A 25,787-nucleotide genomic window follows, 5' to 3' on the forward strand; every position below is an offset into this window, starting at 1 on the left:
AAACGCCCGGTTACATTCCGAACCCGGAAGCTAAGCCTTACAGCGCCGATGGTACTGCAGGGGGGACCCTGTGGGAGAGTAGGACACCGCCGAACTCCTTTTAGAGCTCCGGTTCTTGGGCATGCAGCCCAGGAACCGGAGCTTTTTTGCGTTGAGGTAGGGTCAGGGGGCATCGTCGGCACATTTCCCACAGGAGGCCCCCGGGTGGAGGTCCAAGAGACCCGCGTCCAGACGGACCGGGTGCTCACCATCCCCAATATCCTCAGCATGGCGCGGCTCCTCGGTGTGCCGCTCTTCCTGTGGCTGATCCTCAGGCCCGAGTTCGGTGGCCCCAAGAGTGACACCTGGGCCCTGCTGGTACTGATGCTGAGCGGCATCAGCGACTACCTGGACGGCAAGCTCGCGCGTCGCTGGAACCAGATCAGCAGCCTCGGCCGGCTCCTCGACCCGGCAGCTGACCGGCTTTACATTCTTTCCACCCTGGTCGGTCTGACCTGGCGCGAGATTCTGCCCATCTGGTTGACCGCTGCACTTGTCGCGCGAGAGCTGGTCCTGCTGGTGATGGTGGGCATCCTCCGACGCCACGGCTATCCGCCGCCGCAGGTGAACTTCCTGGGCAAGGCCGCCACGTTCAACCTGATGTACGCCTTCCCGCTGCTCCTCCTCAGTGACGGAAGCGGGTGGCTCTCGTCACTGGGTGCTATTTTCGGATGGGCGTTCGCTGGATGGGGTACAACCCTGTACTGGTGGGCAGGAGTCCTCTACGTAGTACAAGTCCGCCGGCTGCTCCGCGCGGACGCCATGGCCGATTGACCCCGCCCATTGATACGCCCGTGAGGGCTCGATGGCCCGCCGCGGAAAAGTGCGGGACAATAGGGACGGGTGCAGTCGGCTGGACCTTCGTCTCCAGAGGAGGACGCTTCCGACATGAAGGCCGTCGTGATGGCCGGAGGCGAAGGCACACGCCTTCGTCCCATGACCTCGAGCATGCCCAAGCCGCTCCTGCCGGTGGCCAACCGGCCGATCATGGAGCACGTTCTGCGGCTGCTCAAAAGGCATGGGCTCAACGAGACCGTCGTCACCGTCCAGTTCCTGGCCTCGCTGGTCAAGAACTACTTCGGTGACGGCGAGGAGCTCGGTATGGAGCTCACCTATGCCAACGAGGAGAAGCCACTCGGTACCGCCGGAAGCGTCAAGAACGCCGAGCAGGCGTTGAAGGACGATGCCTTCCTCGTCATCTCCGGCGATGCCCTGACGGACTTCGACCTCACCGAACTCATCAACTTCCACAAGGAAAAGGGCGCGCTCGTCACGGTCTGCCTGACGCGTGTGCCCAATCCGCTGGAATTCGGCATCACCATTGTCGACGAAGAGGGCAAGGTCGAGCGCTTCCTCGAGAAGCCGACCTGGGGCCAGGTGTTCTCCGACACCGTGAACACCGGCATCTACGTGATGGAGCCCGAGGTCTTCGACTACGTCGACCCCGACGTTCCCGTCGACTGGTCCGGTGACGTCTTCCCGCAGTTGATGAAGGAGGGGAAGCCGGTCTTCGGCTATATCGCGGAAGGCTACTGGGAGGACGTCGGTACCCACGAGAGCTACGTGAAGGCGCAGGCCGACGTCCTGGAGGGCAAGGTCGACGTCGAGATCGACGGGTTCGAGATCTCTCCGGGCGTCTGGGTGGCCGAGGGTGCCGAGGTGCATCCCGACGCCGTGCTCCGCGGGCCCCTCTACATCGGGGACTACGCCAAGGTCGAAGCCGGCGCCGAGATCCGTGAGCACACCGTCGTGGGTTCCAACGTCGTCGTGAAGAGCGGCGCGTTTCTGCACAAGGTGGTCCTGCACGACAACGTGTACGTCGGGCAGCACAGCAACCTGCGCGGATGCGTCGTCGGGAAGAACACCGACATCATGCGGGCGGCGCGCATCGAGGACGGCGCCGTCATCGGTGACGAATGCCTGATCGGTGAAGAATCGATCGTGCAGGGCAACGTACGGGTCTACCCGTTCAAGACCATCGAGGCCGGCGCGTTCGTGAACACGTCGGTCATCTGGGAGTCCCGGGGCCAGGCACACCTCTTCGGCGCCCGCGGGGTCTCCGGCATCCTGAACGTCGAGATCACGCCGGAGCTGGCGGTGCGTCTGGCCGGTGCCTACGCGACGACGCTCAAGAAGGGCTCCACCGTCACCACGGCCCGCGACCACTCCCGTGGTGCCCGTGCGCTGAAGCGCGCGGTCATCTCGGCGTTGCAGGCCAGCGCCATCGACGTACGGGACCTGGAGAATGTACCGCTGCCCGTCGCCCGGCAGCAGACCGCTCGCGGCAGTGCCGGCGGCATCATGATCCGTACGACTCCCGGTGTGCCGGACTCGGTCGACATCATGTTCTTTGACAGTCAGGGCGCCGACCTGTCGCAGGCCAGCCAGCGCAAGCTGGACCGGGTCTTCGCGCGCCAGGAGTACCGGCGTGCCTTCCCGGGCGAGATCGGGGACCTGCACTTCCCGGCAAGTGTCTTCGACTCGTACACCGGGTCGCTGCTGCGCAACGTCGACATCACCGGGATCTCCGAGTCGGGGCTCAAGGTCGTCGTCGACGCCTCGAACGGCAGCGCCGGTCTGGTCCTGCCCAGCCTGCTCGGCAAGCTCGGCGTCGACTCCCTGACCATCAACCCCGGTCTGGACGAGTCCCGGCCGACGGAGACGACCGACGCGCGCCGGTCGGGTCTGGTGCGGCTGGGCGAGATCGTGGCGTCCGCGCGGGCCGCGTTCGGTGTGCGGTTCGACCCCGTGGGCGAGCGGCTTTCGCTGGTCGACGAGAAGGGCCGGATCGTTGAGGACGACCGCGCGCTGCTCGTCATGCTCGACCTGGTGGCGTCGGAGCGGCGCAGTGGGCGGGTGGCGCTGCCGGTGACCACCACGAGGATCGCCGAGCAGGTGGCGGCGTACCACGGGACGCAGGTGGAGTGGACGACGACCTCACCCGACGATCTCACCCGGGTCGGCCGGGACGAGACCACGATCTTCGGTGGTGACGGCAAGGGTGGCTTCATCATCCCGGAGTTCAGCAGCGTCTTCGACGGTGCGGCGGCCTTCGTCCGGCTGATCGGGCTGGTGGCGCGCACACAGCTCACGCTGAGCCAGATCGACGCGCGCATCCCGCGGGCGCACGTCCTCAAGCGGGACCTGGCGACCCCGTGGGCCGTCAAGGGCCTGGTGATGAGGCGGGTCGTGGAAGCGGCCGGAGACCGCTTCGTCGACACGACCGACGGAGTGCGGGTGGTGGAGACCGACGGCCGTTGGGTGATGGTGCTGCCCGACCCCGCGGAAGCGGTCACCCACCTGTGGGCGGAGGGGCCGGACGACGCCTCCGCGCAGGCCCTGCTGGACGAGTGGGCGGCGGTCGTGGACAGCGCCGGCCGCTGAAACACGGATCACCCGCGCGTGCCGGACAAGTGCCCCCAAGGGGGCCTGTCCGGCACGCCGGTGGGGCCATTCGGAGGTACCGGTCGCAACGTGCGACGATGTGCGGCATGCCGCAGCAGCCCCCCGTTCGGAGCAGACCCGCGCGTCCCGCGCGCCCGGACGCCTCCATGTCGCTGCTGACCAACGTCATGGACCACAGCCTCGACGACGGGTACGCAGAGGCCGCTGCCCGGAAGAAGGCCGACGGCGTGGGCGGCCTGCCGAAGACCTTGAGCGCGAAGCTCGGTCTGGCCGCCGGCCTGGTGCTCGCGGCACTGGTGGTGACCGTGGGCGCCGCACAGGCCCGGGTCGCGGCTCCCGTCGTCGCCAAGGAGCGCGAGGAGCTGATCGACCGCATCGACCGTGAGACCGAGGCGGCGGACCGGCTCGAGAAGACCGTCGACACCCTGCGTGACACCGTGAGCGCGCGGCAGCGCGAGGCGCTCCGGCAGTCCGGGGGCACCGATGGGACGTCACTGGTCGGCATCCTGTCGGGCGCCACGGAAGTGCAGGGTCCCGGGGTGAAACTCGTGGTGAACGACGCCAAGGAAGCAACGACGGGCGGCGACGGGGACCCGCGCGAGACCTCCGGTTTCTCCGACACCGGACGGGTGCGCGACCGTGACATGCAGCGCGTGGTCAACGGACTGTGGGCGTCGGGCGCGGAGGCCGTGTCCATCAACGGGCAGCGGCTGACGGCCCTGTCCGCGGTCAGGGCCGCGGGTGACGCGATACTGGTCGACAACAAGCCGCTGGTACCGCCCTACACGGTGCTCGCCGTGGGGGACGGGAAAAAGCTGAGCACCAGGTTCCAGAACAGCGCCGACGGACTGTATCTGCATGCCCTGCAGGAGAACTACGGCATCCGGACCGGCATCTCGGTGGAGAGCGACCTCCGGCTGCCCGCCGCACCGAGTGTGATCGTACGTACAGCGCAGCCGAGAATCGAGAAGGGCACATCGTGATCGCCGTACTGGGCCTCATCGTGGGAGTGGTGGCCGGCCTGTTGGTCCGGCCCGAGGTTCCGGCGGTCGTCGAGCCGTATCTCCCGATCGCCGTCGTCGCGGCGCTCGACGCCGTGTTCGGCGGTCTGCGGGCCATGCTCGACGGCATCTTCGACGACAAGGTCTTCGTCGTGTCGTTCCTGTCCAACGTGGTGGTGGCCGCGCTGATCGTGTTCCTGGGCGACAAGCTCGGCGTGGGAGCTCAGCTGTCGACCGGCGTGGTCGTGGTCCTCGGGATCCGGATCTTCTCCAACGCCGCGGCGATCCGCCGGCACGTGTTCCGGGCGTGACGACGATGAGCGAGAACGGCAACCAGAACGAGAAGTCCGACGACAGCACGGACGGGATCGCCGGAGCGCCGGGGAACCGCCTGCGCCGGGAGCTGCCCGAGGAGGTCCCGGCGACCGGGCCCGTGCCCGTGTCCGCGAAGGTGGACGCGCCCGAGCCGGAGCCGAAGCTCACCGGGCGGCAGCGGCTGGTGGACGGACTGTGGCCGCCGCGGGCCTCCAGGGCCCAACTCATCGTCGCGGTCCTGCTGTTCGGCCTCGGCTTCGGTCTGGCCGTCCAGGTGGCGTCGAACAGTGACAGCGACAGCGCGCTGCGCGGCGCACGCCAGGAAGATCTTGTGCGCATCCTCGATGAACTGGACGACCGCACTCAGCGTCTTGCAGACGAGAAGCAGGGGCTCGTGAAGCAGCGGGACGAGCTGGAGAACAGCTCCGACCAGGCCGAGGAGGCCCGCAAGCAGACGGTCGAGAAGGAGAGGCAGCTCGGCATCCTGGCAGGCACCGTGGCCGCGCAGGGTCCCGGCATCTCGATGACCATCTCCGACCCGAAGGGAACGGTCCAGGCCGACATGCTGCTCGACGCGATCCAGGAACTACGTGCGGCGGGTGCCGAGGCGATCCAGGTGAACAGCGTGCGAGTGGTCGCCGGCACCTACCTGACGGACTCCGGCGGCGGCGTCAGCGTGGACGGGAACAAGATCAACGCCCCGTATCGTTTCAAGGTCATCGGCAAGCCGCAGGACCTGGAGCCGGCGCTGAACATCCCTGGAGGCGTGGTGCAGACTCTTGAGAAGGAGCAGGCCACGGTGAGCGTCGTGCGGACGGACGACATCGTGGTGGACGCCTTGCGAGCTGCGAAGCGGCCTGACTACGCTCGGTCGTCCTCCCGGTGAACCGCAAGTGCATGGCGGTCGTCCGGCGAGGGCATGAGGTTGCGGGGGGTCGGCGCACCGAATGGGTGGTGCGTGGTGGAAACTGTCTGGTGGTTACGGACGTTGTGAGGATGTCCGGGTCGACCGGTGTGTTCAATCAGGGTTCGTCCTGCCCCACGGGCGGGTCTGTTTCGGTCAAGGGGAATCGCCCGTGAAGTTGTTTGCGAAGTTGTTCGGCAAGAGCGCGCGAGAGGGCAGCGACAACGCGACCGCTCGTCATCGCGCACAGCCTGACGCGGAGGGGCAGCGCCCGCTGTTCCGGGATCAGCTCTCCGGTCAGGGCGGCGACGCGTCCGGAGGCCAGGGTGCGCCGTCTGTTGACCCTGCTCAGTCCGGCGGCATAGGTTTCGGGCAACCGTCAACCTCAGGTACGGGTGGAGGGTTTTCCGCCGACCCGTACGCGTCCAACGCCCCGTCGGGGCAGCCGCGGCAGGAGGATCCGTCGATGTCGGCCCTGGTGTGTACGAGGTGCGGCAACCGCAACGCGGAGAACAGCCGGTTCTGTTCCAACTGCGGCGCGCCCCTGCGGGCCGGCGCCGTTCCGGAGCGTCCGTCGGAGACCACGTCCACGATCTCCATCTCGGGCCTGGAGGCCTACGACGCGGAGGTCACCGGACAGACTCAGATGCCGATGCTCTCCCCGGAGGCGCAGGCCGCCGTCGACGCGCTGCCTCTCGGGTCGGCGCTCCTGGTGGTGCGTCGGGGCCCCAACTCGGGCAGCCGCTTCCTGCTGGACGGTGAGCTGACCACGGCCGGCCGCCACCCGCAGAGCGACATCTTCCTGGACGACGTCACGGTCTCCCGTCGGCACGTGGAGTTCCGCCGCAGTCCGGACGGTTCGTTCACGGTGGCCGACGTGGGCAGTCTGAACGGCACCTACGTCAACCGTGAACGGATCGACCAGGTCGCTCTGTCCAACGGCGACGAGGTGCAGATCGGCAAGTACCGGCTGGTGTTCTACGCGAGCCAGCGGGGCTACTGACCCTCTCCCGGGCTCCGTCCGGGGGGACCCCGAGGGAAGGTCCATGCTGCAAACACCGAGCGGCGGTGCCGGGCACGGCGCCGCCGCCGCGGACAGCGGGCTGATGAGCATCGGCACGGTGCTGAACGTGCTGCGCGACGAGTTCCCCGAAGTGACCATCTCCAAGATCCGCTTCCTGGAGTCCGAGGGCCTCATCGAGCCGCGGCGCACCCCGTCGGGGTATCGCAAGTTCAGCGCCGAGGACGTCGAACGCCTCGGCCACGTACTGCGCATGCAGCGGGACCACTATCTGCCGCTCAAGGTCATCCGTGAGCACCTGGACGCGACGGGGCGCGGCGACGTGGGCGTGGTGCCGCCGCCGACCGTGGGCCGTCAGCGGGACGGTGAGGCCGTCCTGGAGCCCGCCGACCTGCCGACCGCGGCCCGGATCGGGCGGGCCGAGCTGCTGGCCGCCGCCGGGATCGACGAGCGGGACCTCGAGGAGTGGGAGTCGTACGGACTCATCGCACCGCTGCCGGACGGGGCCTACGACGCCGAGACGGTGACGGTGGCGTCGCTGGTCGCCGAGCTCGGGCGGTTCGGGATCGAGCCGCGGCATCTGCGGGTGATGAAGGCCGCCGCGGACCGTGAGGCCGGTCTGGTGGACCAGGTGGTGGCTCCGCTGCGACGTCACCGCAATCCGCAGACCCGGGTGCACGCGGAGGCCCGTACCCGGGAACTGGCGGGACTCGCGGTCAAGCTCCACTCGGCATTGGTGCAGACCGCGCTCGGTGTGCGGCTGCCCTGACGGGGCGGGTGCGCGGAGGCCCGATCGGCCGCCCGATCCGGGCCCGACTACCCAAACGTCCCGGGCACGGCCTAGGGTTGCTGTGTGAACGAGCTCGATGTCGTAGGTGTCCGGGTCGAAATGCCCTCCAACCAACCGATCGTGCTCCTGCGTGAAGTGGGAGGCGACCGCTACCTCCCCATCTGGATCGGACCGGGGGAGGCGACGGCCATCGCCTTCGCCCAGCAGGGCATGGCCCCCGCGCGACCGCTGACCCACGACCTGTTCAAGGACGTGCTGGAGGCCGTCGGGCAGGAGCTCACGGAAGTACGCATCACGGACCTGCGTGACGGCGTCTTCTACGCGGAGCTGGTCTTCGCGAGCGGTGTGGAGGTGAGCGCGCGTCCGTCGGACGCCATAGCGCTGGCCCTGCGCACGGGGACCCCGATCTACGGGAGCGACGGCGTGCTCGACGACGCCGGTATCGCCATCCCCGACGAACAGGAGGACGAAGTGGAGAAGTTCCGCGAGTTCCTCGACCAGATCTCCCCCGAGGACTTCGGCTCCAGCAGCCAGTGAGCGCGGCGAACGCACTGTTCGAGACGGACCGGTGCTCGGCTCGGGCCGTGGTGGACATCGCCTCAAATGCCGGCATTTGCCGGTGGCGCGTGAGAGCGTCCTGCGGCCCGCTTCGGGCACATTCGGCTAGCCTTTCCCCGCGGTGGGGTGCGGGAAACCACTCCTAGGGTGATTATCACTCGGCGTGCCGAGTGTGGCGATCGTTGACGCACCCCTGGTGACTGCCTACCGTCGAGAAGGCAGGTCAAGGACGGAGGTCGGCGTGAGAAGCAGCGGCGACGGTACGGCTGGGGGTGCTCCCGGACGCAGTCTCGGAGCGAGCGGTCCGTACCCGCTTCACAGCAGCGCGGCCGATCACGCTTCGCAGCGACCGGCGGCGGTGCCGAGCAGCGGAGGGGCGACGTCCATGGCGTCCGAGGAGATCGGCTACCGGGGCCCGACGGCCTGCGCGGCCGCCGGTATCACCTATCGGCAACTGGACTACTGGGCGCGCACCGGGCTCGTCGAGCCGAGCGTGCGGCCCGCGCACGGGTCGGGGACACAGCGGCTGTACAGCTTCCGGGACGTCGTGGTCCTGAAAGTGGTCAAGCGCTTTCTCGACACCGGGGTGTCCCTGCAGAACATCCGCACCGCGGTCCAGCACCTCAGGGAGCGGGGCTTCAGCGACCTGGAGCGCATGACCCTGATGAGCGACGGCGCCTCGGTCTACGAGTGCACCTCGCCCGACGAGGTGCACGCGCTGCTCCAGGGCGGACAGGGCGTGTTCGGTATCGCGGTCGGCGTGGTGTGGCGGGATGTGGAGAGCGCTCTCTCCCAGCTGCACGGCGAACGCGTCGACACCGGCGAGACCCTCGTGGGACACAACCCCGCGGACGAACTGGCGCGGCGGCGCAACCGGGCGGTCTGACCGCGTCCCGCTCGCCCCGACCGCATGCGCTCCCCGCGGCCCGCCCTGGCGAGTCGGCATTGTCAGTGGCGTAGGGCAGCATCGGAGTTGTGAGAACCACGCCCACGATCCTGCATCTCGACATGGATGCCTTCTTCGCCTCGGCGGAGCAGGCGTCCAAGCCGAGCCTGCGCGGGAAGGCGGTCGTCGTCGGGGGGCTGGGGCCGCGCGGGGTGGTGGCGACCGCGTCGTACGAGGCGCGGGTGTTCGGTGTCCATTCGGCGATGCCCATGGCCCAGGCGCGCCGGCTCGCTCCGAACGCCGCCTATCTCGTTCCGCGGTTCGGGTTCTACCGGTCCATCAGCGAGCAGGTGATGGGGCTCCTGCGCGCGCTGTCGCCGCTGGTGGAGCCGCTCAGCCTGGACGAGGCGTTCGTGGACCTGGAGGCCGGCAAAGAGGCCTGGGACGAGGCCTCGGCCCGGCTGGTGGGCGTGCGGCTGCGCGCGGACATACGGGCCTTCACCGGGCTCACCGGATCGGTGGGGCTGGCGGCCTGCAAGATGCTCGCGAAGATCGCGTCCGAGCAGGCCAAGCCGGACGGTCTGGTGGTGATCGAGCCGGGCACCGAGCGGGCCCTGCTGGGTCCGCTGTCGGTGCGGACGCTGCCGGGTGTCGGTCCGGCGACGGGCGACCATCTGCGGCGGGCCGGGATCACCTCGGTCGCCGAGATCGCCGAGGCCGGCGAGGACGAACTCGTGCGGCTGCTGGGCAAGTCCCACGGGCACGCGTTGTACGCCATGGCGCTGGCGCACGACGAGCGGCCGGTGGTGGCCGAGCGGGAGGCGAAGTCGGTGTCCGTGGAGGACACCTACGACGTGGACATCCACGACCGGACACGTGTGGGTCTGGAGGTGCGGCGGCTGGCGGACCGGTGCGTGCGGCGGCTGCGGGAGGCCGGGCTGTCGGGGCGGACGATCGTGCTGAAGGTGCGCCGGTACGACTTCTCCACGCTGACCCGGTCGGAGACCCTGCGCGGGCCCACCGACGACCCGGCGGTGGTCCGGGAGGCCGCGGCGCGGCTGCTGGACTCGGTGGACACCACGGGCGGGGTGCGGCTGCTGGGCGTCGGTGTCTCCGGGCTCGCCGACTACACGCAGGAGGACCTGTTCGCGCAGGCGGCGGGGGAGCTGACGGAGGATCCGGTGGAGGAGGGCGGGGACCGGCCGGGCGAGGAGGAGCGGGCGCCGGCCGAACGCCGGTGGCCCGCGGGTCACGACGTACGGCACGCCGGGTACGGACACGGATGGGTGCAGGGCAGCGGACTGGGGAGGGTCACCGTGCGGTTCGAGACGCCCGACTCGCAGCCCGGGCGGGTGCGGACCTTCCGGACCGACGACCCGGACCTGGAGCCGGCGGACCCGCTGCCCCTCGTGCGGTCCGTGCCGCCTGACGCTTCCGTACGGTCCGTTCCGTCAGTGCCGTCCGCTTCGCCCGCTCCGGGCGGGGCGCGAAGACCCGGCGGGCCGGGGGCCGAAGTGTCTCAGGAGTCGTCGGACCCGGCGAGCTTGCCGAAGTCGCGGTCGGGGAACGCCGGAGGCGCGGCCACGTCCAGGCCGTAGTGGTGGTAGAGCTGGAGTTCCTGCTCCGGTGACAGGTGGCGCCCGACGCCGAAGTCGGGGGCGTCCTTGATGAGGGCGCGTTCGAAGGGGACGTGCAGGGTGCCCTCGATCAGCTTGCTGGGCTCCAGGGGCACGAACGCGTCCCTGCTGAACAGGCCGGTCCGTATGGCTGCCCACTCCGGTACGCCGGTCGCGTCGTCGAGGTAGACCTCGTCGATCGTGCCGATCTTGGTCCCGTCGCGGTCGAACGCCTTGCGGCCGATCAGGTGGCGCGGATCGATGTCGGTCTGCACGGGTCCCTCCATGTGGTCGCAACCCATCCGTAAGCACTACAAAAGAGCACTTTTCACCTGGGGGCCACTCGAAAGTCGGCGCGTTGACCTCGCTGGTAGGCTGGCGATGGCTGCTGACCCCGTGCGGGAGAGTCCTCCAGAGATCATGGAGGCGCCGAAGGAGCAAATCCTCCCCGGAATCTCTCAGGCCCACGTACCGCACGGACGAGGTCACTCTGGAAAGCAGGGCGGAGGCCGACGGCCTCCGTTCTCACCGACGGTGAAAGCCGGGAGTGCCCTCGGGCGCCCCGGTGAAGCTCTCAGGTCGAGATGACAGAGGGGGAGGCCGTCGGGGTACCCGCGCCGGGGTACCCCTCGAAGGTCGCGTCAGACCAGGAGGCCTCCGCAATGACCGCCCATCGCATTCCGCTCTCCGAACTCGAACAGGGAATCCCCTTCGAGCAGCGCCACATCGGCCCCGACCACGAGGCCCGCGCCAAGATGCTCGCCCAGGTCGGTTACGGCTCCCTCGACGAGCTCACGGCCGCCGCGGTCCCGGATGTGATCAAGAACGCCGACGCCCTGGACCTGCCGGGCGCCCGGACCGAGGCCGAGGTGCTGGCGGAGCTGCGTACGCTGGCCGACCGCAACCAGGTCCTGGCCCCGATGATCGGGCTCGGGTACCACGGGACCTTCACGCCGCCGGTGATCCTGCGCAACGTCATGGAGAACCCGGCCTGGTACACGGCCTACACGCCCTACCAGCCGGAGATCTCCCAGGGGCGGCTCGAAGCCCTGCTGAACTTCCAGACCATGGTCGCCGAGCTGACCGGGCTGCCCACCTCCGGCGCCTCCCTGCTCGACGAGGGCACCGCGGCCGCCGAGGCGGTGGCGCTGTCCCGGCGCATGGGCCGGAACAAGAAGGGCCTGTTCCTGGTCGACGCGGACGCCCTGCCCCAGACCATCGCCGTGATCGAGACCCGTGCCGAACCGGCCGGCGTCGAGGTGGTCGTCGCCGACCTGAGCGAGGGCATCCCGGCCGGGATCGCCGAGCGTGAGATCAACGGCGTGCTGCTGCAGTACCCGGGCGCCTCCGGTGCCGTACGGGACCTCAAGCCGGTCATCGACCATGCGCACGAGCTCGGCGCGCTCGTCACCGTGGCCGCCGACCTGCTCGCGCTCACCCTGCTGCGGTCGCCGGGTGAGCTCGGCGCGGACATCGCGGTCGGCACCACGCAGCGCTTCGGCGTGCCGATGGGCTTCGGCGGACCGCACGCCGGCTACATGGCGGTGCGTGAGAGCTTCGCGCGGAGCCTGCCCGGCCGGCTCGTGGGTGTCTCCGTCGACGCCGACGGGCACAAGGCCTACCGGCTCGCCCTGCAGACGCGCGAGCAGCACATCCGCCGTGAGAAGGCCACCAGTAACATCTGCACCGCCCAGGTGCTGCTCGCCGTGATGGCTGGCATGTACGCCGTCTACCACGGGCCCGAGGGACTCAAGGGCATCGCCCGGCGCACCCACCGCTACGCCGCGATCCTCGCCGCCGGCCTGGAGGCCGGCGGGGTCGAGCTCGTGCACGGCGCCTACTTCGACACCGTCACCGCACGGGTGCCGGGCCGTGCCGCGGAGGTCGTCTCCGCCGCCCGCGACCGGGGCGTCAACCTGTACCTCGTCGACGCCGACCACGTGGCGGTCACCTGTGACGAGACCACCGCGCGGGCCCAGGTCGGCGCGGTGTGGAGCGCGTTCGGGGTCGAGGGCGACATCGAGGCGCTGGACGCGGCGACGGCGGAGGTCCTGCCGGACACGCTGCTGCGCACCGACGACTACCTCACCCACCCGGTCTTCCACGAGCACCGCTCCGAGACGGCGATGCTCCGCTACCTGCGCCGGCTCGCCGACCGGGACTACGCGCTCGACCGGGGCATGATCCCGCTGGGCTCCTGCACCATGAAGCTCAACGCGACCACCGAGATGGAACCCGTCACCTGGCCCGAGTTCGGCCAGCTGCACCCGTTCGCGCCGGTCGAGCAGGCGGCGGGCTACCTGACCCTCATCCGTGAGCTGGAGGACCGGCTCGCCGAGGTCACCGGCTACGACAAGGTGTCGCTCCAGCCCAACGCCGGTTCCCAGGGCGAGCTTGCCGGGCTGCTCGCCGTACGCGGATACCACCGCGCCAACGGCGACGAGCAGCGCACCGTCTGCCTGATCCCGTCCTCCGCGCACGGCACGAACGCCGCCAGCGCCGTGATGGCCGGTATGAAGGTCGTCGTCGTGAAGACCGCCGAGGACGGCGAGATCGACGTGGCGGACCTGCGGGCCAAGATCGAGCGGTACCGCGACGAGCTGTCCGTGCTGATGATCACCTACCCGTCGACGCACGGGGTGTTCGAGGAGCACGTCGCCGACATCTGCGCCCAGGTGCACGAGGCCGGCGGGCAGGTCTACGTCGACGGCGCCAACCTCAACGCCCTGGTGGGGCTGGCCAAGCCCGGGCACTTCGGCGGTGACGTCTCGCACCTCAACCTGCACAAGACGTTCTGCATCCCGCACGGCGGCGGCGGTCCGGGCGTCGGCCCGGTCGGGGTGCGCGCCCACCTGGCGCCGTACCTGCCCAACCACCCGCTCCAGCCGGCCGCCGGCCCGGAGACCGGGGTCGGCCCCGTCTCCGCCGCCCCGTGGGGTTCGGCGGGCATCCTGCCGATCTCGTGGGCGTACGTCCGCCTCATGGGCGGCGAGGGGCTCAAGCGGGCCACGCAGGTGGCCGTGCTCAGCGCCAACTACATCGCCAAGCGGCTCGAACCGCACTACCCGGTGCTCTACACCGGTCCCGGCGGCCTGGTCGCGCACGAGTGCATCATCGACCTGCGTCCGCTGACCAAGGCGACCGGCGTCAGCGTCGACGACGTGGCAAAGCGGCTGATCGACTACGGCTTCCACGCGCCGACGATGTCGTTCCCGGTCGCCGGGACGCTGATGATCGAGCCGACCGAGTCCGAGGACCTGATCGAGATCGACCGGTTCTGCGAGGCGATGATCGCCATTCGTGCGGAGATCGAGAAGGTCGGCGCGGGGGAGTGGCCGGCGGAGGACAACCCGTTGCGCAACGCCCCGCACACCGCCGCCGCGCTGGGCGGCGACTGGGAGCACGCCTACACGCGCGCGGAGGCCGTGTTCCCGGCCGGCGTCTCGGCCGCGGACAAGTACTGGCCGCCGGTGCGCCGGATCGACCAGGCATTCGGCGACCGCAACCTGGTCTGCTCCTGCCCGCCGCTGGACGCGTACGAGGACTGAGTTCCAGTTCCCGGCAGGTGAAGGGCTCCGCCCGGGCCACAGCGGCCCGGGCGGAGCCCTTCGCGCTTCACCCGGTCGCGAGGGAGAGCTCGGTCGACTTGATCAGGGCGACCACGGGCGTCCCGGCGGTCAGACCCAGGTCCGCGACGGCGTCCGCGGTGATCGCGGCGGTCAGCTCGCCGCCCTCGACGGTGACCTTCACCGAGGCCATGGCCCCACCGGTCGCGATGTCCCGGACGGTGCCGGGCAGCCGGTTGCGGATCGAGAGACCCTCGACCCCGGCCGGTGGCGAGTGCGACCTCCGTCGACTTCACCAGGGCCCGTACGGCCGTTCCGGGGGCGAGTCCGAGTTCCTCGACAGCCTCCCGGGTGATCGCCGCGGTGAGGTCCTGGCCACCGGCGAGGCTGACCCGGACGGCGGCCAGGACCTCGCCGGGGGTGATGACGGTGACCGTGCCGGGGAGCTGGTTGCGGATGCTCAGGCTCATGGAGTGCGCCTCGCTGACGGTGGGGGATGCCCCTGCGGGAAAGTCCTGGGGAGGTTTCCACGGTAGTCGCGGAGGTGTCGGCCGCTCGGGACGCGCGGGTCCGCGTCACCCTCCGGCGTTCCGGGCGCCGGTCAGACGCGGTCGATGTGCACGTTCGTCGACTTCACGCGGGCGGTGGCCTCCATGCCGACCTCCAGGCCCAGTTCCTCCACGGCCTCCCGGGTCAGCAGGGAGACCAGGCGGTGCGGCCCGGCCTGGATCTCGACCTGGGCCGCCACGTCGCCGAGCTTGATCGCGGTGACGATGCCGGGGAAGGCGTTGCGCACGGAGGTGTGGGAGACGGCCTCGTCCTCGCCGCCGCCGGTCCTGGCCAACTCGACGGAGAACGCGGCCAGGTCCCGGCCCTCGATGACGCGCCGCCCGCCCTCGTCGCGCCGGGTCGCCACCCGGCCCGCGTCCGCCCAGCGCCGGGCGGTGTCCGGGCTCACGCCGAGCAGCCGCGCCGCCTGGCCGATCGTGTAGGACTGCATGGCGATCACGATAGGGGCTGCGGACCGGTGCGACGGGCGGGGGGTCGGCGGGCGGGGCGCGCCGCGCGCCCCGACGGGGCGCTGCGGTGCCGGCGGGTGTACGGCCGTGCCGGGTGGCGTGCTGCGGTGGTGGCGGTGGGCTGCCGTGCGGGGCGGGGAGCTGTCGTGGGTCGGCGGTGTGTTGCCGTGCGGGGCGGGAAGCTGTCGTGGGTCGGCGGTGTGTTGCCGTGCGGGGCGGGAAGCTGTCGTGGGTCGGCGGTGTGTTGCCGTGCGGGGCCAGTGTGCAGCGGTGCCGGGCTCGCCGCCGTGCCGTGCCGGGTGCGCTGCCGTGGGTCGACGGTGCGCTGCCATGGCGGGCGGATGCGCTGCCGGGCTGGGTGTGCTGCTGCCATGGGTCGGCGGTGCCGCCGGGATGGGCGAGTGTGCTGCCGGGCCGAGTGTGCTGCCGCTGGTCGGTGGTGCCGCCGGGATGGGCGAGTGTGCTGCGGGGCTGGATGTGCTGCCGCTGGTCGGCGGTGCGCTGCCATGGCGGGCGAGTGTGCGCCGGGCCGGGTGTGCTGCCATGCCCGGTGCGTGGCTGTGGTGCGCGGGTGTGTCGCCGTAACGGATGGTGTGTTGGCTTGCCGGGACGGTCCCCGCGGTGGCCTGTCGCCTCGCCGGGTGTCAGGCCGTGTGGACCCGGGGGCGATGGTCGTGGTCCGGTTCCGTCTCGGGTGGGTCCTCGTGTCGCCGGGTGTCAGCCCGTGTGGACCCGGGGGCGATGGTCGTGGTCCGGTTCCGTCTCGGGCGGGTCCTCGTGTCGCCGGGTGTCAGCCCGTGTGGACCCGGGGGCGGCGGTCGCGGTCCGGTTCCGCCTCGCGCAGGACCTCGCGGGTGACCGGGGCGACCTCGCCCTGGCCGAAGAGGAAGAAGCGCAGGAAGTTGGCGAAGGGGTTGCCCTCGGTCCACTCGAAGTAGATGTGCGGGGTGCAGCGGGTCGAGTCGCGGACGTGCAGGAGCAGGGCCGCCAGGGCGTTGGGGATGGAGGAGGACTCCAGGGTCAGGACGCGGTAGCGGTCGTGGAGGACCTCGCCGCGCACCGTCAGGCTCGCCTCGAACTCGGACGGGTCGAGGACCGTCACCTCGACGAAGACGAAGTCCTCCCCGGGGACGTCGTTGTCCGCCCTGATCTGCTCGATCTTCTCGCGGTACTCGGCCTTGTCGCGCTGCTGGGGCTCGTTGGCGATGAACCGTATCTTCCGGCTGGCCATGTCCCGGACGAAGCGTTCCGCCATGGGGTCGAGCGTCACGCTGGTCACGCGCAGCTCGAAGGCGCGGGCCAGCCGGGACAGCAGGGAGACCAGGATGATGCCCGCGATGAAGCAGGCGCCGATCTTCACGCCGTCGGGGCGTTCGATGACGTTGACGACCGTCGTGTAGAGGAACACCGCCGAGATGACCGCAAAGCCGATGGTCCAGTTGCGCTGGCCGGCCTTGCGGGCGGCGATGGTCACCGCGATCGCGGCCGAGCTGATCAGCACGAGCACACCGGTGGCGTAGGCGCCGCCCTGCGCGTCGACGTCGGCGTCGAAGATCCAGGTGACCAGGAAGGCGATCAGGGTGAAGACGATGACCATGGGGCGCACCGCGCGGGCCCAGTGCGGGGCCATGCCGTAGCGGGGCAGGTAGCGGGGCATCAGGTTGAGCAGGCCGGCCATCGCGGAGGCGCCTGCGAACCACAGGATGGCGATCGTCGAGACGTCGTAGACCGTGCCGAAGGCGCCGCCCAGGTAGTCGTGCGCGAGGAAGGCCAGCGCGCGGCCGTTGGCCGGGCCGCCCGGCTCGAACTCCTTCTCCGGGATCAGCAGGGTGGTGATGAAGCTGGTGGCGATCAGGAAGCAGCTCATGATCAGGGCCGCCGTGGTGAGCAGCTTCTTCGTGTCCCGGATGCGGCCGGTCGGCCGCTCCTCGGTGTCGTCGCCGTCGCCCCGGACGTTCGGCATGACGGCGACGCCGGTCTCGAACCCGGAGAGGCCGAGCGCCAGTTTGGGGAAGACCAGCAGGGCCACGCCGATCATCGCGAAGATGTTGCCGTGCTCGGCGGTCAGGGCGGTGGCCCAGTCGGTGACGACGTGGCCGGCGGTGGCCACGTGCCACAGACCGACGATCACGACGACGACGTTGAGTGCCAGGTAGATGCCCACCAGGACGACCGCGACGCCGATCGCCTCCAGGAAGCCCTTGAGGAACACGGCGCCCAGCAGTGCCACGAGGAACAGGGTGATCAGCATCTGCTTGTCGTGCAGCGCGCTGTTCAGGTGCGGGTTCTCGACCAGGTGGGTCGAGGCGTCGGCGGCGGACAGGGTGATGGTGATCAGGAAGTCGGTGGCGGCGAAGCCGAGCAGGGTGAGCACGAAGAGTTTGCCCTGCCAGAAGGACAGCAGCCGTTCGAGCATCGCGATCGAGCCCTCGCCGTGGGGGCTCTCCTCGGCCACCCGCCGGTACACGGGCAGGGCGCCAGCGAGGGTGACGATCACCAGCACGATGGTCGCCACCGGCGACAGCAGGCCGGCCGCGAGGGCCGCGATGCCGGGCTGGTAGCCGAGGGTGGAGAAGTAGTCGACGCCGGTCAGGCACATCACGCGCCACCAGCGCTGGCCCTGGTGGGCGGGTTCCGGCCGGGCGTGTGGTCCCTGGTGGCCGCCGCCCTTGCCCATGTCGGACAGGCCCTCCAGCATCCAGGAGCGCAGGCGACTGGGCGGGGGGTGCTCGGTGGTCGCCATCGAACGGGCTCCTGGGGTGTGGCTCGGTATGCGGTTCCGGCCATCTGCGGACGGCGGGATCAGCGTAAGCGGAGAGTGACGTGAGGGCCCACGGATGTGAGGTCCGTCCGCGTCAATCTTCCGTTAAGACTGGCCGTGCCGCAGGGGGCCACAGGGCAAGGCCCGAGCTGAGGGCCCGTCGGCGAGCGGTACGGGGGTCGGGGCGGCAGGCCGCGGCCGACCGGTCGGGCGCGGACACCCAGCGTCACGCCAGATGCGGGCGGGCCGCCCGCGCACACCCCACCGAGGTGCTGGGCGGACCGTTTCGGCGGCAGCCCGTCAGGGGCGCGTCAAAGGCGTGCGGGCCGCCGTAAGGGACGCGTCAACGGGGGCCGCGAGCGACTCCCGGAGCGGTTTGCTCGAACCGTCCGATCGATCCGAACCTCATCCCAGGAGCCCACGATGGCCGATCTGGCCTTCGTCGTCATCACGCTCGCGGTCTTCGCGCTGGTGGCCCTCGTCGCCAGGGGGGTGACGAAGCTGTGACCGCAGAGAACATCGTCGGCCTGGTCGTGGCCGTCGCCCTGCTGGGCTATCTCGTCCTCGCCCTGATCCTCCCGGAGAGGTTCTGAGAACCGACATGGGTCCCGTACTCGCCGGCGTGCTGCAACTGCTGGCCCTCACAGGCGCGTTGGCGCTCGCCTACCTCCCCCTCGGCACCTACATGGCCAAGGTCTACTCCTCCGACCGGCACTGGCGCGTGGAGAAGTGGATCTACAAGGGCATCGGTGCCGACCCGGACGCCGGGATGCGCTGGCCCGCGTACCTGCGCGGGGTCCTCGCCTTCTCCGCCGTCGGCGTCCTGTTCCTCTATCTGCTCCAGCGCCTCCAGGGCGTCCTGCCCGGCTCGCTCGGCTTCCGGTCGATCGACCCGGACCAGGCGTTCAACACGGCCGCCTCCTTCGTCACCAACACCAACTGGCAGTCCTACTACGGCGAGCAGGCCATGGGCCATGTCGTGCAGACCGCAGGGCTCGCCGTGCAGAACTTCGTCTCCGCGGCCGTCGGCATCGCGGTGGCGGTGGCGCTCGTGCGCGGCTTCGCCCGGTCCCGCACGGGAGAACTGGGCAACTTCTGGTCGGACATGGTCCGCGGAGTCGTCCGCGTCCTGCTGCCGGGTGCGCTCGTCGCGGCGGTCGTCCTGGTGGCGTGCGGCGCGATCCAGAACTTCTCCGGCATCCACGAGGTCGGCCAGTTCATGGGCGGCCACCAGCAGTGGAACGGCGGCGCGGTCGCCTCCCAGGAGGCCATCAAGGAGCTGGGGACGAACGGCGGCGGCTACTTCAACGCCAACTCCGCCCACCCCTTCGAGAACCCGACGCCGTTCACGAACCTCTTCGAGATCTTCCTGCTGCTGGTCATCCCGTTCGCGCTGACCCGCACCTTCGGCATCATGGTCGGCTCCGTCCGGCAGGGCTACGCCATCCTCGCCACCATGGCCACGATCTGGGTCGGCTTCGTCGCCCTCATGATGTGGACCGAGTTCGCCCACCACGGCCCGGCGCTCCAGCTCGCCGGGGGCGCGATGGAGGGCAAGGAGACCCGCTTCGGGGTCGGCGCCTCGTCGATCTTCGCGGTGTCGACCACGCTCACCTCGACCGGCGCGGTGGACTCCTTCCACTCCTCGTTCACCGGCCTCGGCGGCGGCATCACCCTGCTCGGCATGATGCTGGGCGAGATCGCGCCCGGCGGCACCGGCTCCGGCCTCTACGGCATGCTGGTCATGGCGGTCATCGCGGTGTTCATCGCCGGTCTGATGGTCGGCCGTACCCCGGAGTACCTGGGCAAGAAGATCGGCACCCGCGAGATCAAGCTGGCGGCCTGCTACCTCCTGGTCACCCCGGCGCTCGTCCTGGTCTTCACCGCCCTCGCGATGGCCCTGCCCACCCCGGGCCACTCGATGGCCAACGGCGGCGCGCACGGCTTCTCCGAGATCCTGTACGCCTACACCTCCGGCGCGAACAACAACGGCTCGGCCTTCGCCGGCCTGAACGCGGACACTCGGTGGTTCAACACCACGATCGGCCTCGCCATGGTCCTCGGCCGGTTCCTGCCGATGGTGTTCGTCCTGGCGCTGGCCGGCTCGCTCGCCGGACAACGGCCCGTCCCGGTCACCGCGGGCACCCTGCGCACGGAGAAACCGCTGTTCACCGCCTTGCTGGTGGGCGCGATCCTGATCATCACCGGACTCACCTACTTCCCGGCCCTCGCCCTGGGCCCACTGGCCGAGGGGCTGGCGTCATGACAACCGACGCGACGAAGCAAGAGGACTCCATGTCCACAGCCACCCCGACCCGGGCGCCGCACGACGCGGTGCCGGGCGACCACACCTCCCCCCGAGCGAGGGTGGGCGCCGGCCTCTTCGACCCCGGGCAACTGCTCAGGTCCCTGCCGGACGCCGCCCGCAAACTCGACCCGCGCGTGCTGGTCAAATCGCCCGTGATGTTCGTGGTCTGGATCGGCTCGGTCCTGACCACCGCGTTCTCCTTCAAGGACCCCGGCGACTGGTTCGGCTGGGCGATCAGTGCCTGGCTGTGGCTGACCGTCCTGTTCGCCAACCTGGCCGAGGCGGTCGCCGAGGGGCGCGGCAAGGCGCAGGCCGACACCCTGCGCAGGGCCAAGACCGACACGGTGGCCAGACGGCTCACCGCTGCCGGCGAGGAGCGGGTGCCCGGCACCGAACTGCGCGTCGGCGACCGGGTGGTGTGCGAGGCGGGCGATCTCATCCCCGGCGACGGCGACGTGGTCGAGGGCGTCGCGAGTGTCGACGAGTCGGCGATCACGGGAGAGTCCGCTCCGGTCATCCGGGAGTCGGGCGGGGACCGCAGTGCCGTCACCGGCGGGACGAGGGTGCTGTCGGACCGGGTCGTCGTCACGATCACCACGAAGCCCGGCGAGACCTTCATCGACCGGATGATCAACCTGGTCGAGGGCGCGGCCCGGCAGAAGACACCGAACGAGATCGCGCTGAACATCCTGCTCGCCTCGCTGACGATCGTCTTCCTGCTCGCCGTGGCGACCCTGCCGCCGTTCGCGGACTACGCGGGCACGCACCTCACGATGGTCGTGCTGGTGGCCCTCCTGGTCTGCCTGATCCCGACGACGATCGGCGCGCTGCTCTCCGCGATCGGCATCGCCGGCATGGACCGGCTGGTGCAGCGCAACGTGCTCGCCATGTCCGGCCGGGCCGTGGAGGCGGCGGGCGACGTGTCGACGCTGCTGCTGGACAAGACGGGCACCATCACGCTCGGCAACCGCAGGGCGGCGGAGTTCGTGCCGGTCGGCGGTACGACGGAGGCGGAACTCGCGGACGCGGCCCAGCTGTCGTCGCTGGCCGACGAGACGCCCGAGGGCCGGTCGATCGTCGTCCTGGCGAAGGAGCGGTACGGGCTGCGGGAACGGCACCAGGGCGAACTGGCCGGCGTCGAGTGGATCGCCTTCACCGCGCAGACCCGCATGTCGGGCGTGGACGTCGACGGGCGCCGGATCCGCAAGGGCGCGGCCGCATCCGTCCTCGCCTGGGTCCGCGAGCAGGGCGGGGAGGCCGGCGCCGACGCGCTGGAGTCGACCGACCGGATCTCCGCGGCGGGCGGCACGCCCCTGCTGGTGGCGGTGCGGGACGCCGGGGGCGCCCGGGTCCTGGGCGTGATCCACCTCAAGGACGTCGTGAAGCCGGGCATGCAGGAGCGGTTCGAGGAACTGCGGCGCATGGGCATCAGAACCGTCATGATCACGGGCGACAACCCCCTGACGGCGAAGGCGATCGCCGAGGAGGCCGGCGTCGACGACTTCCTCGCCGAGGCCACGCCCGAGGACAAGATGGCGCTCATCAAGCGGGAGCAGGCGGGCGGCAAGCTGGTCGCGATGACCGGTGACGGCACGAACGACGCGCCGGCCCTGGCGCAGGCGGACGTCGGCGTGGCGATGAACACCGGCACGTCGGCCGCCAAGGAGGCCGGCAACATGGTCGACCTCGACTCGAACCCCACGAAGCTGATCGAGATCGTCGAGATCGGCAAGCAACTGCTCATCACCCGGGGCGCGTTGACGACGTTCTCCATCGCCAACGACGTCGCGAAGTACTTCGCGATCATTCCGGCGCTGTTCGCGGCGGTCTATCCCGGCCTGGACCGGCTCAACATCATGCGGCTGTCCTCGCCGGACTCCGCGATCCTCTCGGCGGTGATCTTCAACGCCCTGATCATCATCGCGCTGGTGCCGCTCGCGCTGCGCGGGGTGCGGTACCGGCCGATGGGCGCGGACCGCATGCTGCGGCGCAACCTCGGCATCTACGGCCTGGGCGGACTGGTCGCGCCCTTCGTCGGCATCAAGCTCATCGACCTGGCCATCTCCCTCATCCCCGGGCTGTAACTCCTGAAAGCGTGCTGATCGCCATGAACAACGCGGCCTTGAACACCGCCCGGCTGCTCGGGGCGGGGCTGCGCGCCCTGCTCGTCCTGACGCTGGTGACGGGCGTCGTCTATCCACTGCTCGTCACCGGGATCGCCCAGGGCCTGTTCCGCGCCGGCGCGAACGGCTCCGAGGTCAGGGCGGACGGCAGGGTCGTCGGTTCCGCCCTGATCGGTCAGTTGTACAACCTGCCGTTGAAGAAGGGGCAGGAGACCCCGCGGCCCGACCTGAGATGGTTCCAGGGCCGCCCGCAGAACGGTCTGGGGGGCAACACCGTCAACACCCACTACCGGCTGATCCTCTCGGGCGCCACCAACCGCGCCGCCGACGACAAGGAGCTGATCGCCTGGGTGAAGGCCGCCAGGGCCGCCGTCGTCAGGGACAACTCCGTGCCCGGCCACACGGTCGAGGCGTCCCAGGTCCCCGCCGACGCGGTCACCTCCTCCGGCTCGGGTCTCGACCCGGACATCTCCCCGCGCTACGCCGACCTCCAGGTGTGGCGGGTGGCCGCCAGGAACCATCTGTCCGTCGCCAGGGTGCGGCACCTCGTCGACGAGCACACCGAGGGCCGCACTCTCGGCTTCATGGGCGAACCCCGGGTCGACGTACTGGAGTTGAACATCGCGCTCAAGGAGCTCGCCACGTCGGGCTGACCCCCTTGCAGGACCCCGCGACAGCCGTGCGGGGGTCGGTGGACCGGGAGGTGTCCCGGGCCGCCGGCCCCCGCGCCGCGCTGCCCCGCCCCGCGTCACCGTCTCTCCTCCGGATGTCTCCGCTTTCTCGTCCCCCTCTCCACACGCGGCCTAACGTTCGCCGGTTCATCCGAATGTTTCGCCCGCTCCCTGACGGCACCCGCACGGATACGGGCGTACGGCATCCCCTCACCACCCGCCTTCGCCCCCGCCTTGGCGTGCGTCCAGGCCTTCCGGAACCCGCCGGAAACTCTCGGTCCGCCCTCGCGGTGGAGCGCCTCGGCGCCAACGGCCCCGGGCTCCGCGCATGTTGGCCGCAGATTTGCCGCGTACAGGGGGTTGCCACCGTTTGGGCGCTGTCTCTAGGGTGCGGCAACAGCGAAGCTTTCTGAATCATCTTCGAAACTTTCGGTCAGGGCGGACGCGTCTACGTGCCGTCCCGTACCCAAGGAGCGCATGATGGGTGACCCGGCACTGTCCCGCCGCGGCTTTCTGGCGGCCTCGGCCGCTGCCGGTCTGGGGATGACGGCACTGAGCGGTTGCGGTGGCGACTCGGACGGAGGGTCGTCGGGGACGACCACGATCGAGTGGTGGAACATCTCCACCACCCAGCCGACCAAGAACGTGTGGGCCGGCCTGGCCAAGAAGTTCGAGGCCGAGAACCCCAAGGTCAAGATCAAGATCGTGCAGTTGGAGAACGACGCCTACAAAGCGAAGATGACGGCCCTCACCGCCTCCGGGAAGCTGCCCGACATCTTCCACACCTGGGGCGGCGGCGTCCTGCGGCAACAGGTGGACGCCGGGCTCGTGGAGGACCTCACCGACCGCACCAAGCCCTGGGCCGACGGCCTGCTGCCGGTCGCCAAGCAGCCCTACCTCCTCGACGAGAAGGTCTACGGCATCCCGTTCGACATCGGCATGATCGGGTTCTGGTACAACAAGGCGCTCTTCGAGCAGGCCGGCGTCAGCGCGCCCCCCACCACCTGGAGCGGCTTCCTCGACGCCGTACGCAAGCTGAAGGCGGCCGGTGTCACCCCCCTCGCCCTGGCCGGCAAGGAGGCGTGGACCGGCATGTACTACTGGGCCTACCTCGCGATGCGCACCGCCGGGGTCGACGCCCTGCGGAAGGCGGACGAGGACAAGGACTTCACGGGGGCCGGGTTCGTCCAGGCCGGACAGCACCTCAAGGACCTCGTGGCGCTCAAGCCGTTCCAGAAGGGGTTCCTGGGCGCCGCCTACTCCAGCCCCACCGGCCAGGCGGCATCCGTCGGCAACGCCAAGGCGGCGATGGAGCTGATGGGCCAGTGGGCCCCGGTCGTGGAGGCGGACGCGGGCAAGGGACTCGGGGACGACCTCGGGTTCTTCCCGTTCCCGGCGGTCGAGGGCGGCAAGGGAACGATCACCGAGGTGTTCGGCGGCGGCGGCGGACACGCCCTGCGCAAGGGCGCGCCGCAGGAGGCCGTCGACTTCCTGAAGTTCTTCGCCTCGCAGGCGACGGACCTCCAACTCGTCAAGAAGACAGGCGTCCTGCCGGTGGTGCCGGCCGTCGAGAGCGCCGTCACCGACCCCAACACCCAGGCCGTACAGAAGCAGTTGAAGGCCGCCACCGGGTTCCAGCTCTACCTCGACCAGGCCTACGCCCCCGCCGTCGGCCAGGAGGTCAACGACAGTGTCGCCGCGCTGATCGCCGGCTCCAAGTCCCCCGAGCAGGTCGCCGAGTCGGTCACGAAGGCCGCGAAGGAAGAGCAGTAGCCGGCGATGACCTCCACGTTCCTTCCGGACAAGCGGAGCGGCTCCGACCTCGCCCTCCCGCCCCCGGCCGCCGGCGCGGCCCGGGGACGGGCACGGCGGCGCGTGCTGCACTGGCTCACCGCGGTCGGCTTCCAGGTGCCCGCCCTGATCCTGTTCGTCGTCCTGGTGCTGCTGCCGATGCTGTTCGCGCTGTACGCCGCCTTCTTCCGCTGGGGCGGCTTCGGCATGCCCTCCGACTACACCGGCACCGACAACTTCACCCGGCTCTTCCACGACCCCGTCTTCCTCGGCGACCTGTGGCGCTGTCTGGTCCTGGTGGGCCTCTCCCTCGCGCTGCAACTGCCCTTCGCCCTCGCCATGGGCGTCCTGCTCAACCAGCGGCTGCGCGGCCGGGCCGTCTACCGGATGCTGTTCTTCGCGCCCTACGTGCTGTCCGAGGCGATCACGGGCGTGCTCTTCGGCATGGTCTTCGCCCCCGACGAGGGGCTCGCGGACCACCTCCTCGGCGGCATCGGCCTGGACGGGGTGGGCGGTGAGTGGTTCGCCGACCCCTCCACCGTCATGGCGACCCTCTTCCTGGTCATGACCTGGAAGTACTTCGGCTTCCACATGATGCTCTACCTGGCCGGACTCCAGTCCATCCCGGCCGAGTTGACCGAGGCGGCGCTGATCGACGGCGCCGGGCCCTGGCAGCGCTTCCGCAACGTCACCCTGCCCCTGCTCGCGCCCACCCTGCGCATCAGCGTGTTCCTGTCCGTCATCGGGTCGATCCAGCTGTTCGACCTGGTGTGGGTGGTCACGCAGGGCGGCCCCGACCACCACTCCGAGACGATGGCCGTGACCATGTTCCAGTACGGCTTCAAGCGCTACCAGGTCGGCTACGCCAGCGCGATCAGCGTGGTCATGTTCGGCATCTGCCTCGTCTTCGCCCTCGCCTACCAGCGGTTCGTGCTCCGCCGCGACCTCGAAGGGGCCACCACGACGATGAGGGGGGACGGCACGTGACCCGCAAGACCGTACGAAACCTGCCG

Annotated in this window: 20 protein-coding genes, 1 rRNA gene, 1 pseudogene and 1 riboswitch; of the genes and pseudogenes, 18 read left to right on the forward strand and 4 right to left on the reverse strand. The window is 70.1% G+C overall.

Features of this window, described 5'->3' with window-relative positions; translation table 11 throughout:
* From rrf to ABZT03_RS32115, 11 genes are all read left to right on the forward strand, one after another.
* A 5S ribosomal RNA gene (rrf, locus tag ABZT03_RS32065) occupies positions 1-95 on the forward strand; the annotation flags it as partial.
* 109 nt (positions 96-204) lie between these two features.
* Positions 205-813 carry a CDP-alcohol phosphatidyltransferase family protein gene (locus ABZT03_RS32070; protein WP_356045932.1) on the forward strand — a complete coding sequence of 203 codons (609 nt, stop codon included), beginning with the start codon at positions 205-207 and terminating at the stop codon, positions 811-813.
* A gap of 114 nt (positions 814-927) precedes the next feature.
* Positions 928-3,423 (forward strand): mannose-1-phosphate guanyltransferase, encoded by a 2,496-nt coding sequence (locus ABZT03_RS32075; RefSeq protein WP_356045934.1) that lies wholly within the window; start codon positions 928-930, stop codon positions 3,421-3,423.
* Positions 3,424-3,590: 167 nt separating this feature from the next.
* Positions 3,591-4,427, forward strand: coding sequence for a DUF881 domain-containing protein (locus ABZT03_RS32080; RefSeq protein WP_356045991.1), 837 nt, complete (start codon positions 3,591-3,593; stop codon positions 4,425-4,427).
* The gene (locus ABZT03_RS32085) at positions 4,424-4,756 is read left to right on the forward strand and encodes a small basic family protein (protein WP_006134295.1); all 333 of its coding nucleotides are present in this window, start codon (positions 4,424-4,426) and stop codon (positions 4,754-4,756) included. Before ABZT03_RS32080 ends, ABZT03_RS32085 begins: the two co-directional genes overlap by 4 nt.
* A 5-nt stretch (positions 4,757-4,761) precedes the next feature.
* Positions 4,762-5,646, forward strand: coding sequence for a DUF881 domain-containing protein (locus tag ABZT03_RS32090; protein ID WP_356045937.1), 885 nt, complete (start codon positions 4,762-4,764; stop codon positions 5,644-5,646).
* Between the two features lie 61 nt (positions 5,647-5,707).
* Positions 5,708-6,667 carry an FHA domain-containing protein gene (locus ABZT03_RS32095; RefSeq protein ID WP_356045939.1) on the forward strand — a complete coding sequence of 320 codons (960 nt, stop codon included), beginning with the start codon at positions 5,708-5,710 and terminating at the stop codon, positions 6,665-6,667.
* Positions 6,668-6,710: 43 nt separating this feature from the next.
* Positions 6,711-7,454, forward strand: coding sequence for a MerR family transcriptional regulator (locus ABZT03_RS32100; RefSeq protein WP_356045941.1), 744 nt, complete (start codon positions 6,711-6,713; stop codon positions 7,452-7,454).
* Between the two features lie 84 nt (positions 7,455-7,538).
* Positions 7,539-8,012 (forward strand): bifunctional nuclease family protein, encoded by a 474-nt coding sequence (locus tag ABZT03_RS32105; RefSeq protein ID WP_356045943.1) that lies wholly within the window; start codon positions 7,539-7,541, stop codon positions 8,010-8,012.
* A gap of 262 nt (positions 8,013-8,274) precedes the next feature.
* A complete protein-coding gene (locus ABZT03_RS32110) occupies positions 8,275-8,919 on the forward strand; it encodes a MerR family transcriptional regulator (protein ID WP_356045945.1) in 645 nt (214 codons plus the stop codon).
* Positions 8,920-9,008: 89 nt separating this feature from the next.
* Entirely contained in the window at positions 9,009-10,517 is a 1,509-nt protein-coding gene (locus tag ABZT03_RS32115; RefSeq protein ID WP_356045947.1) for a DNA polymerase IV, read from the forward strand.
* Here the strand turns inward: ABZT03_RS32115 and ABZT03_RS32120 are convergent.
* The gene (locus ABZT03_RS32120) at positions 10,439-10,810 is read right to left on the reverse strand and encodes a PRC-barrel domain-containing protein (protein WP_356045949.1); all 372 of its coding nucleotides are present in this window, start codon (positions 10,808-10,810) and stop codon (positions 10,439-10,441) included. The two genes, ABZT03_RS32115 and ABZT03_RS32120, sit on opposite strands and share 79 nt — an antisense overlap.
* A gap of 114 nt (positions 10,811-10,924) precedes the next feature.
* Positions 10,925-11,019, forward strand: a riboswitch (glycine riboswitch).
* A 178-nt stretch (positions 11,020-11,197) separates the two neighbouring features.
* Here ABZT03_RS32120 and gcvP point away from each other — a divergent pair.
* On the forward strand, positions 11,198-14,083 hold the full coding sequence (gcvP, locus tag ABZT03_RS32125) for an aminomethyl-transferring glycine dehydrogenase (protein ID WP_356045950.1): 2,886 nt from the start codon (positions 11,198-11,200) through the stop codon (positions 14,081-14,083).
* A 67-nt stretch (positions 14,084-14,150) separates the two neighbouring features.
* On the opposite strand, the pseudogene ABZT03_RS32130 reads toward gcvP, so the two are convergent.
* The 3 genes and pseudogenes from ABZT03_RS32130 to ABZT03_RS32140 all read right to left on the reverse strand — a co-directional run bounded on the left by ABZT03_RS32130 (position 14,151) and on the right by ABZT03_RS32140 (position 17,863).
* Positions 14,151-14,571, reverse strand: a pseudogene (locus ABZT03_RS32130) (TOBE domain-containing protein).
* A 131-nt stretch (positions 14,572-14,702) separates the two neighbouring features.
* Positions 14,703-15,101 (reverse strand): helix-turn-helix transcriptional regulator, encoded by a 399-nt coding sequence (locus tag ABZT03_RS32135; RefSeq protein ID WP_356045952.1) that lies wholly within the window; start codon positions 15,099-15,101, stop codon positions 14,703-14,705.
* An 809-nt stretch (positions 15,102-15,910) separates the two neighbouring features.
* The gene (locus ABZT03_RS32140; RefSeq protein ID WP_356045954.1) at positions 15,911-17,863 is read right to left on the reverse strand and encodes an APC family permease; all 1,953 of its coding nucleotides are present in this window, start codon (positions 17,861-17,863) and stop codon (positions 15,911-15,913) included.
* Between the two features lie 521 nt (positions 17,864-18,384).
* On the opposite strand from ABZT03_RS32140, the gene kdpF reads away from it, so the two are divergent.
* From kdpF to ABZT03_RS32170, 6 genes are all read left to right on the forward strand, one after another.
* Entirely contained in the window at positions 18,385-18,474 is a 90-nt protein-coding gene (kdpF, locus tag ABZT03_RS32145; RefSeq protein WP_356045956.1) for a K(+)-transporting ATPase subunit F, read from the forward strand.
* Positions 18,475-18,482: 8 nt separating this feature from the next.
* Positions 18,483-20,147 carry a potassium-transporting ATPase subunit KdpA gene (gene kdpA / locus ABZT03_RS32150; RefSeq protein WP_356045958.1) on the forward strand — a complete coding sequence of 555 codons (1,665 nt, stop codon included), beginning with the start codon at positions 18,483-18,485 and terminating at the stop codon, positions 20,145-20,147.
* A 29-nt stretch (positions 20,148-20,176) separates the two neighbouring features.
* On the forward strand, positions 20,177-22,273 hold the full coding sequence (gene kdpB, locus ABZT03_RS32155) for a potassium-transporting ATPase subunit KdpB (RefSeq protein ID WP_356045959.1): 2,097 nt from the start codon (positions 20,177-20,179) through the stop codon (positions 22,271-22,273).
* Positions 22,274-22,296: 23 nt separating this feature from the next.
* Positions 22,297-22,965, forward strand: a complete 669-nt coding sequence (locus ABZT03_RS32160) for a potassium-transporting ATPase subunit C (protein WP_356045961.1) — start codon at positions 22,297-22,299, stop codon at positions 22,963-22,965.
* A gap of 498 nt (positions 22,966-23,463) precedes the next feature.
* Positions 23,464-24,756: an extracellular solute-binding protein gene (locus tag ABZT03_RS32165; protein ID WP_356045992.1), complete on the forward strand. Its 1,293-nt coding sequence runs from the start codon at positions 23,464-23,466 to the stop codon at positions 24,754-24,756.
* Positions 24,757-24,762: 6 nt separating this feature from the next.
* On the forward strand, positions 24,763-25,761 hold the full coding sequence (locus tag ABZT03_RS32170) for a sugar ABC transporter permease (protein ID WP_356045962.1): 999 nt from the start codon (positions 24,763-24,765) through the stop codon (positions 25,759-25,761).
* Positions 25,762-25,787 lie beyond the last annotated feature (26 nt).

This window comes from Streptomyces sp. NPDC005574 (assembly GCF_040605435.1).
In the GTDB taxonomy this organism is placed as follows: Bacteria; Actinomycetota; Actinomycetes; order Streptomycetales; family Streptomycetaceae; genus Streptomyces.

Excerpts from the sequence above, each read along its gene's own strand:
- ABZT03_RS32075 (WP_356045934.1), top strand. The coding sequence starts at position 928 with ATGAAGGCCGTCGTGATGGCCGGAGGCGAAGGCACACGCCTTCGTCCC.
- gcvP (WP_356045950.1), top strand. The coding sequence starts at position 11,198 with ATGACCGCCCATCGCATTCCGCTCTCCGAACTCGAACAGGGAATCCCC.
- ABZT03_RS32160 (WP_356045961.1), top strand. The coding sequence starts at position 22,297 with ATGAACAACGCGGCCTTGAACACCGCCCGGCTGCTCGGGGCGGGGCTG.
- ABZT03_RS32080 (WP_356045991.1), top strand. The coding sequence starts at position 3,591 with ATGTCGCTGCTGACCAACGTCATGGACCACAGCCTCGACGACGGGTAC.
- ABZT03_RS32090 (WP_356045937.1), top strand. The coding sequence starts at position 4,762 with ATGAGCGAGAACGGCAACCAGAACGAGAAGTCCGACGACAGCACGGAC.
- ABZT03_RS32170 (WP_356045962.1), top strand. The coding sequence starts at position 24,763 with ATGACCTCCACGTTCCTTCCGGACAAGCGGAGCGGCTCCGACCTCGCC.
- ABZT03_RS32100 (WP_356045941.1), top strand. The coding sequence starts at position 6,711 with ATGCTGCAAACACCGAGCGGCGGTGCCGGGCACGGCGCCGCCGCCGCG.
- ABZT03_RS32140 (WP_356045954.1), bottom strand. The coding sequence starts at position 17,863 with ATGGCGACCACCGAGCACCCCCCGCCCAGTCGCCTGCGCTCCTGGATG.
- ABZT03_RS32095 (WP_356045939.1), top strand. The coding sequence starts at position 5,708 with ATGGGTGGTGCGTGGTGGAAACTGTCTGGTGGTTACGGACGTTGTGAG.
- ABZT03_RS32135 (WP_356045952.1), bottom strand. The coding sequence starts at position 15,101 with ATGCAGTCCTACACGATCGGCCAGGCGGCGCGGCTGCTCGGCGTGAGC.
- kdpA (WP_356045958.1), top strand. The coding sequence starts at position 18,483 with ATGGGTCCCGTACTCGCCGGCGTGCTGCAACTGCTGGCCCTCACAGGC.
- kdpB (WP_356045959.1), top strand. The coding sequence starts at position 20,177 with ATGTCCACAGCCACCCCGACCCGGGCGCCGCACGACGCGGTGCCGGGC.
- ABZT03_RS32165 (WP_356045992.1), top strand. The coding sequence starts at position 23,464 with ATGGGTGACCCGGCACTGTCCCGCCGCGGCTTTCTGGCGGCCTCGGCC.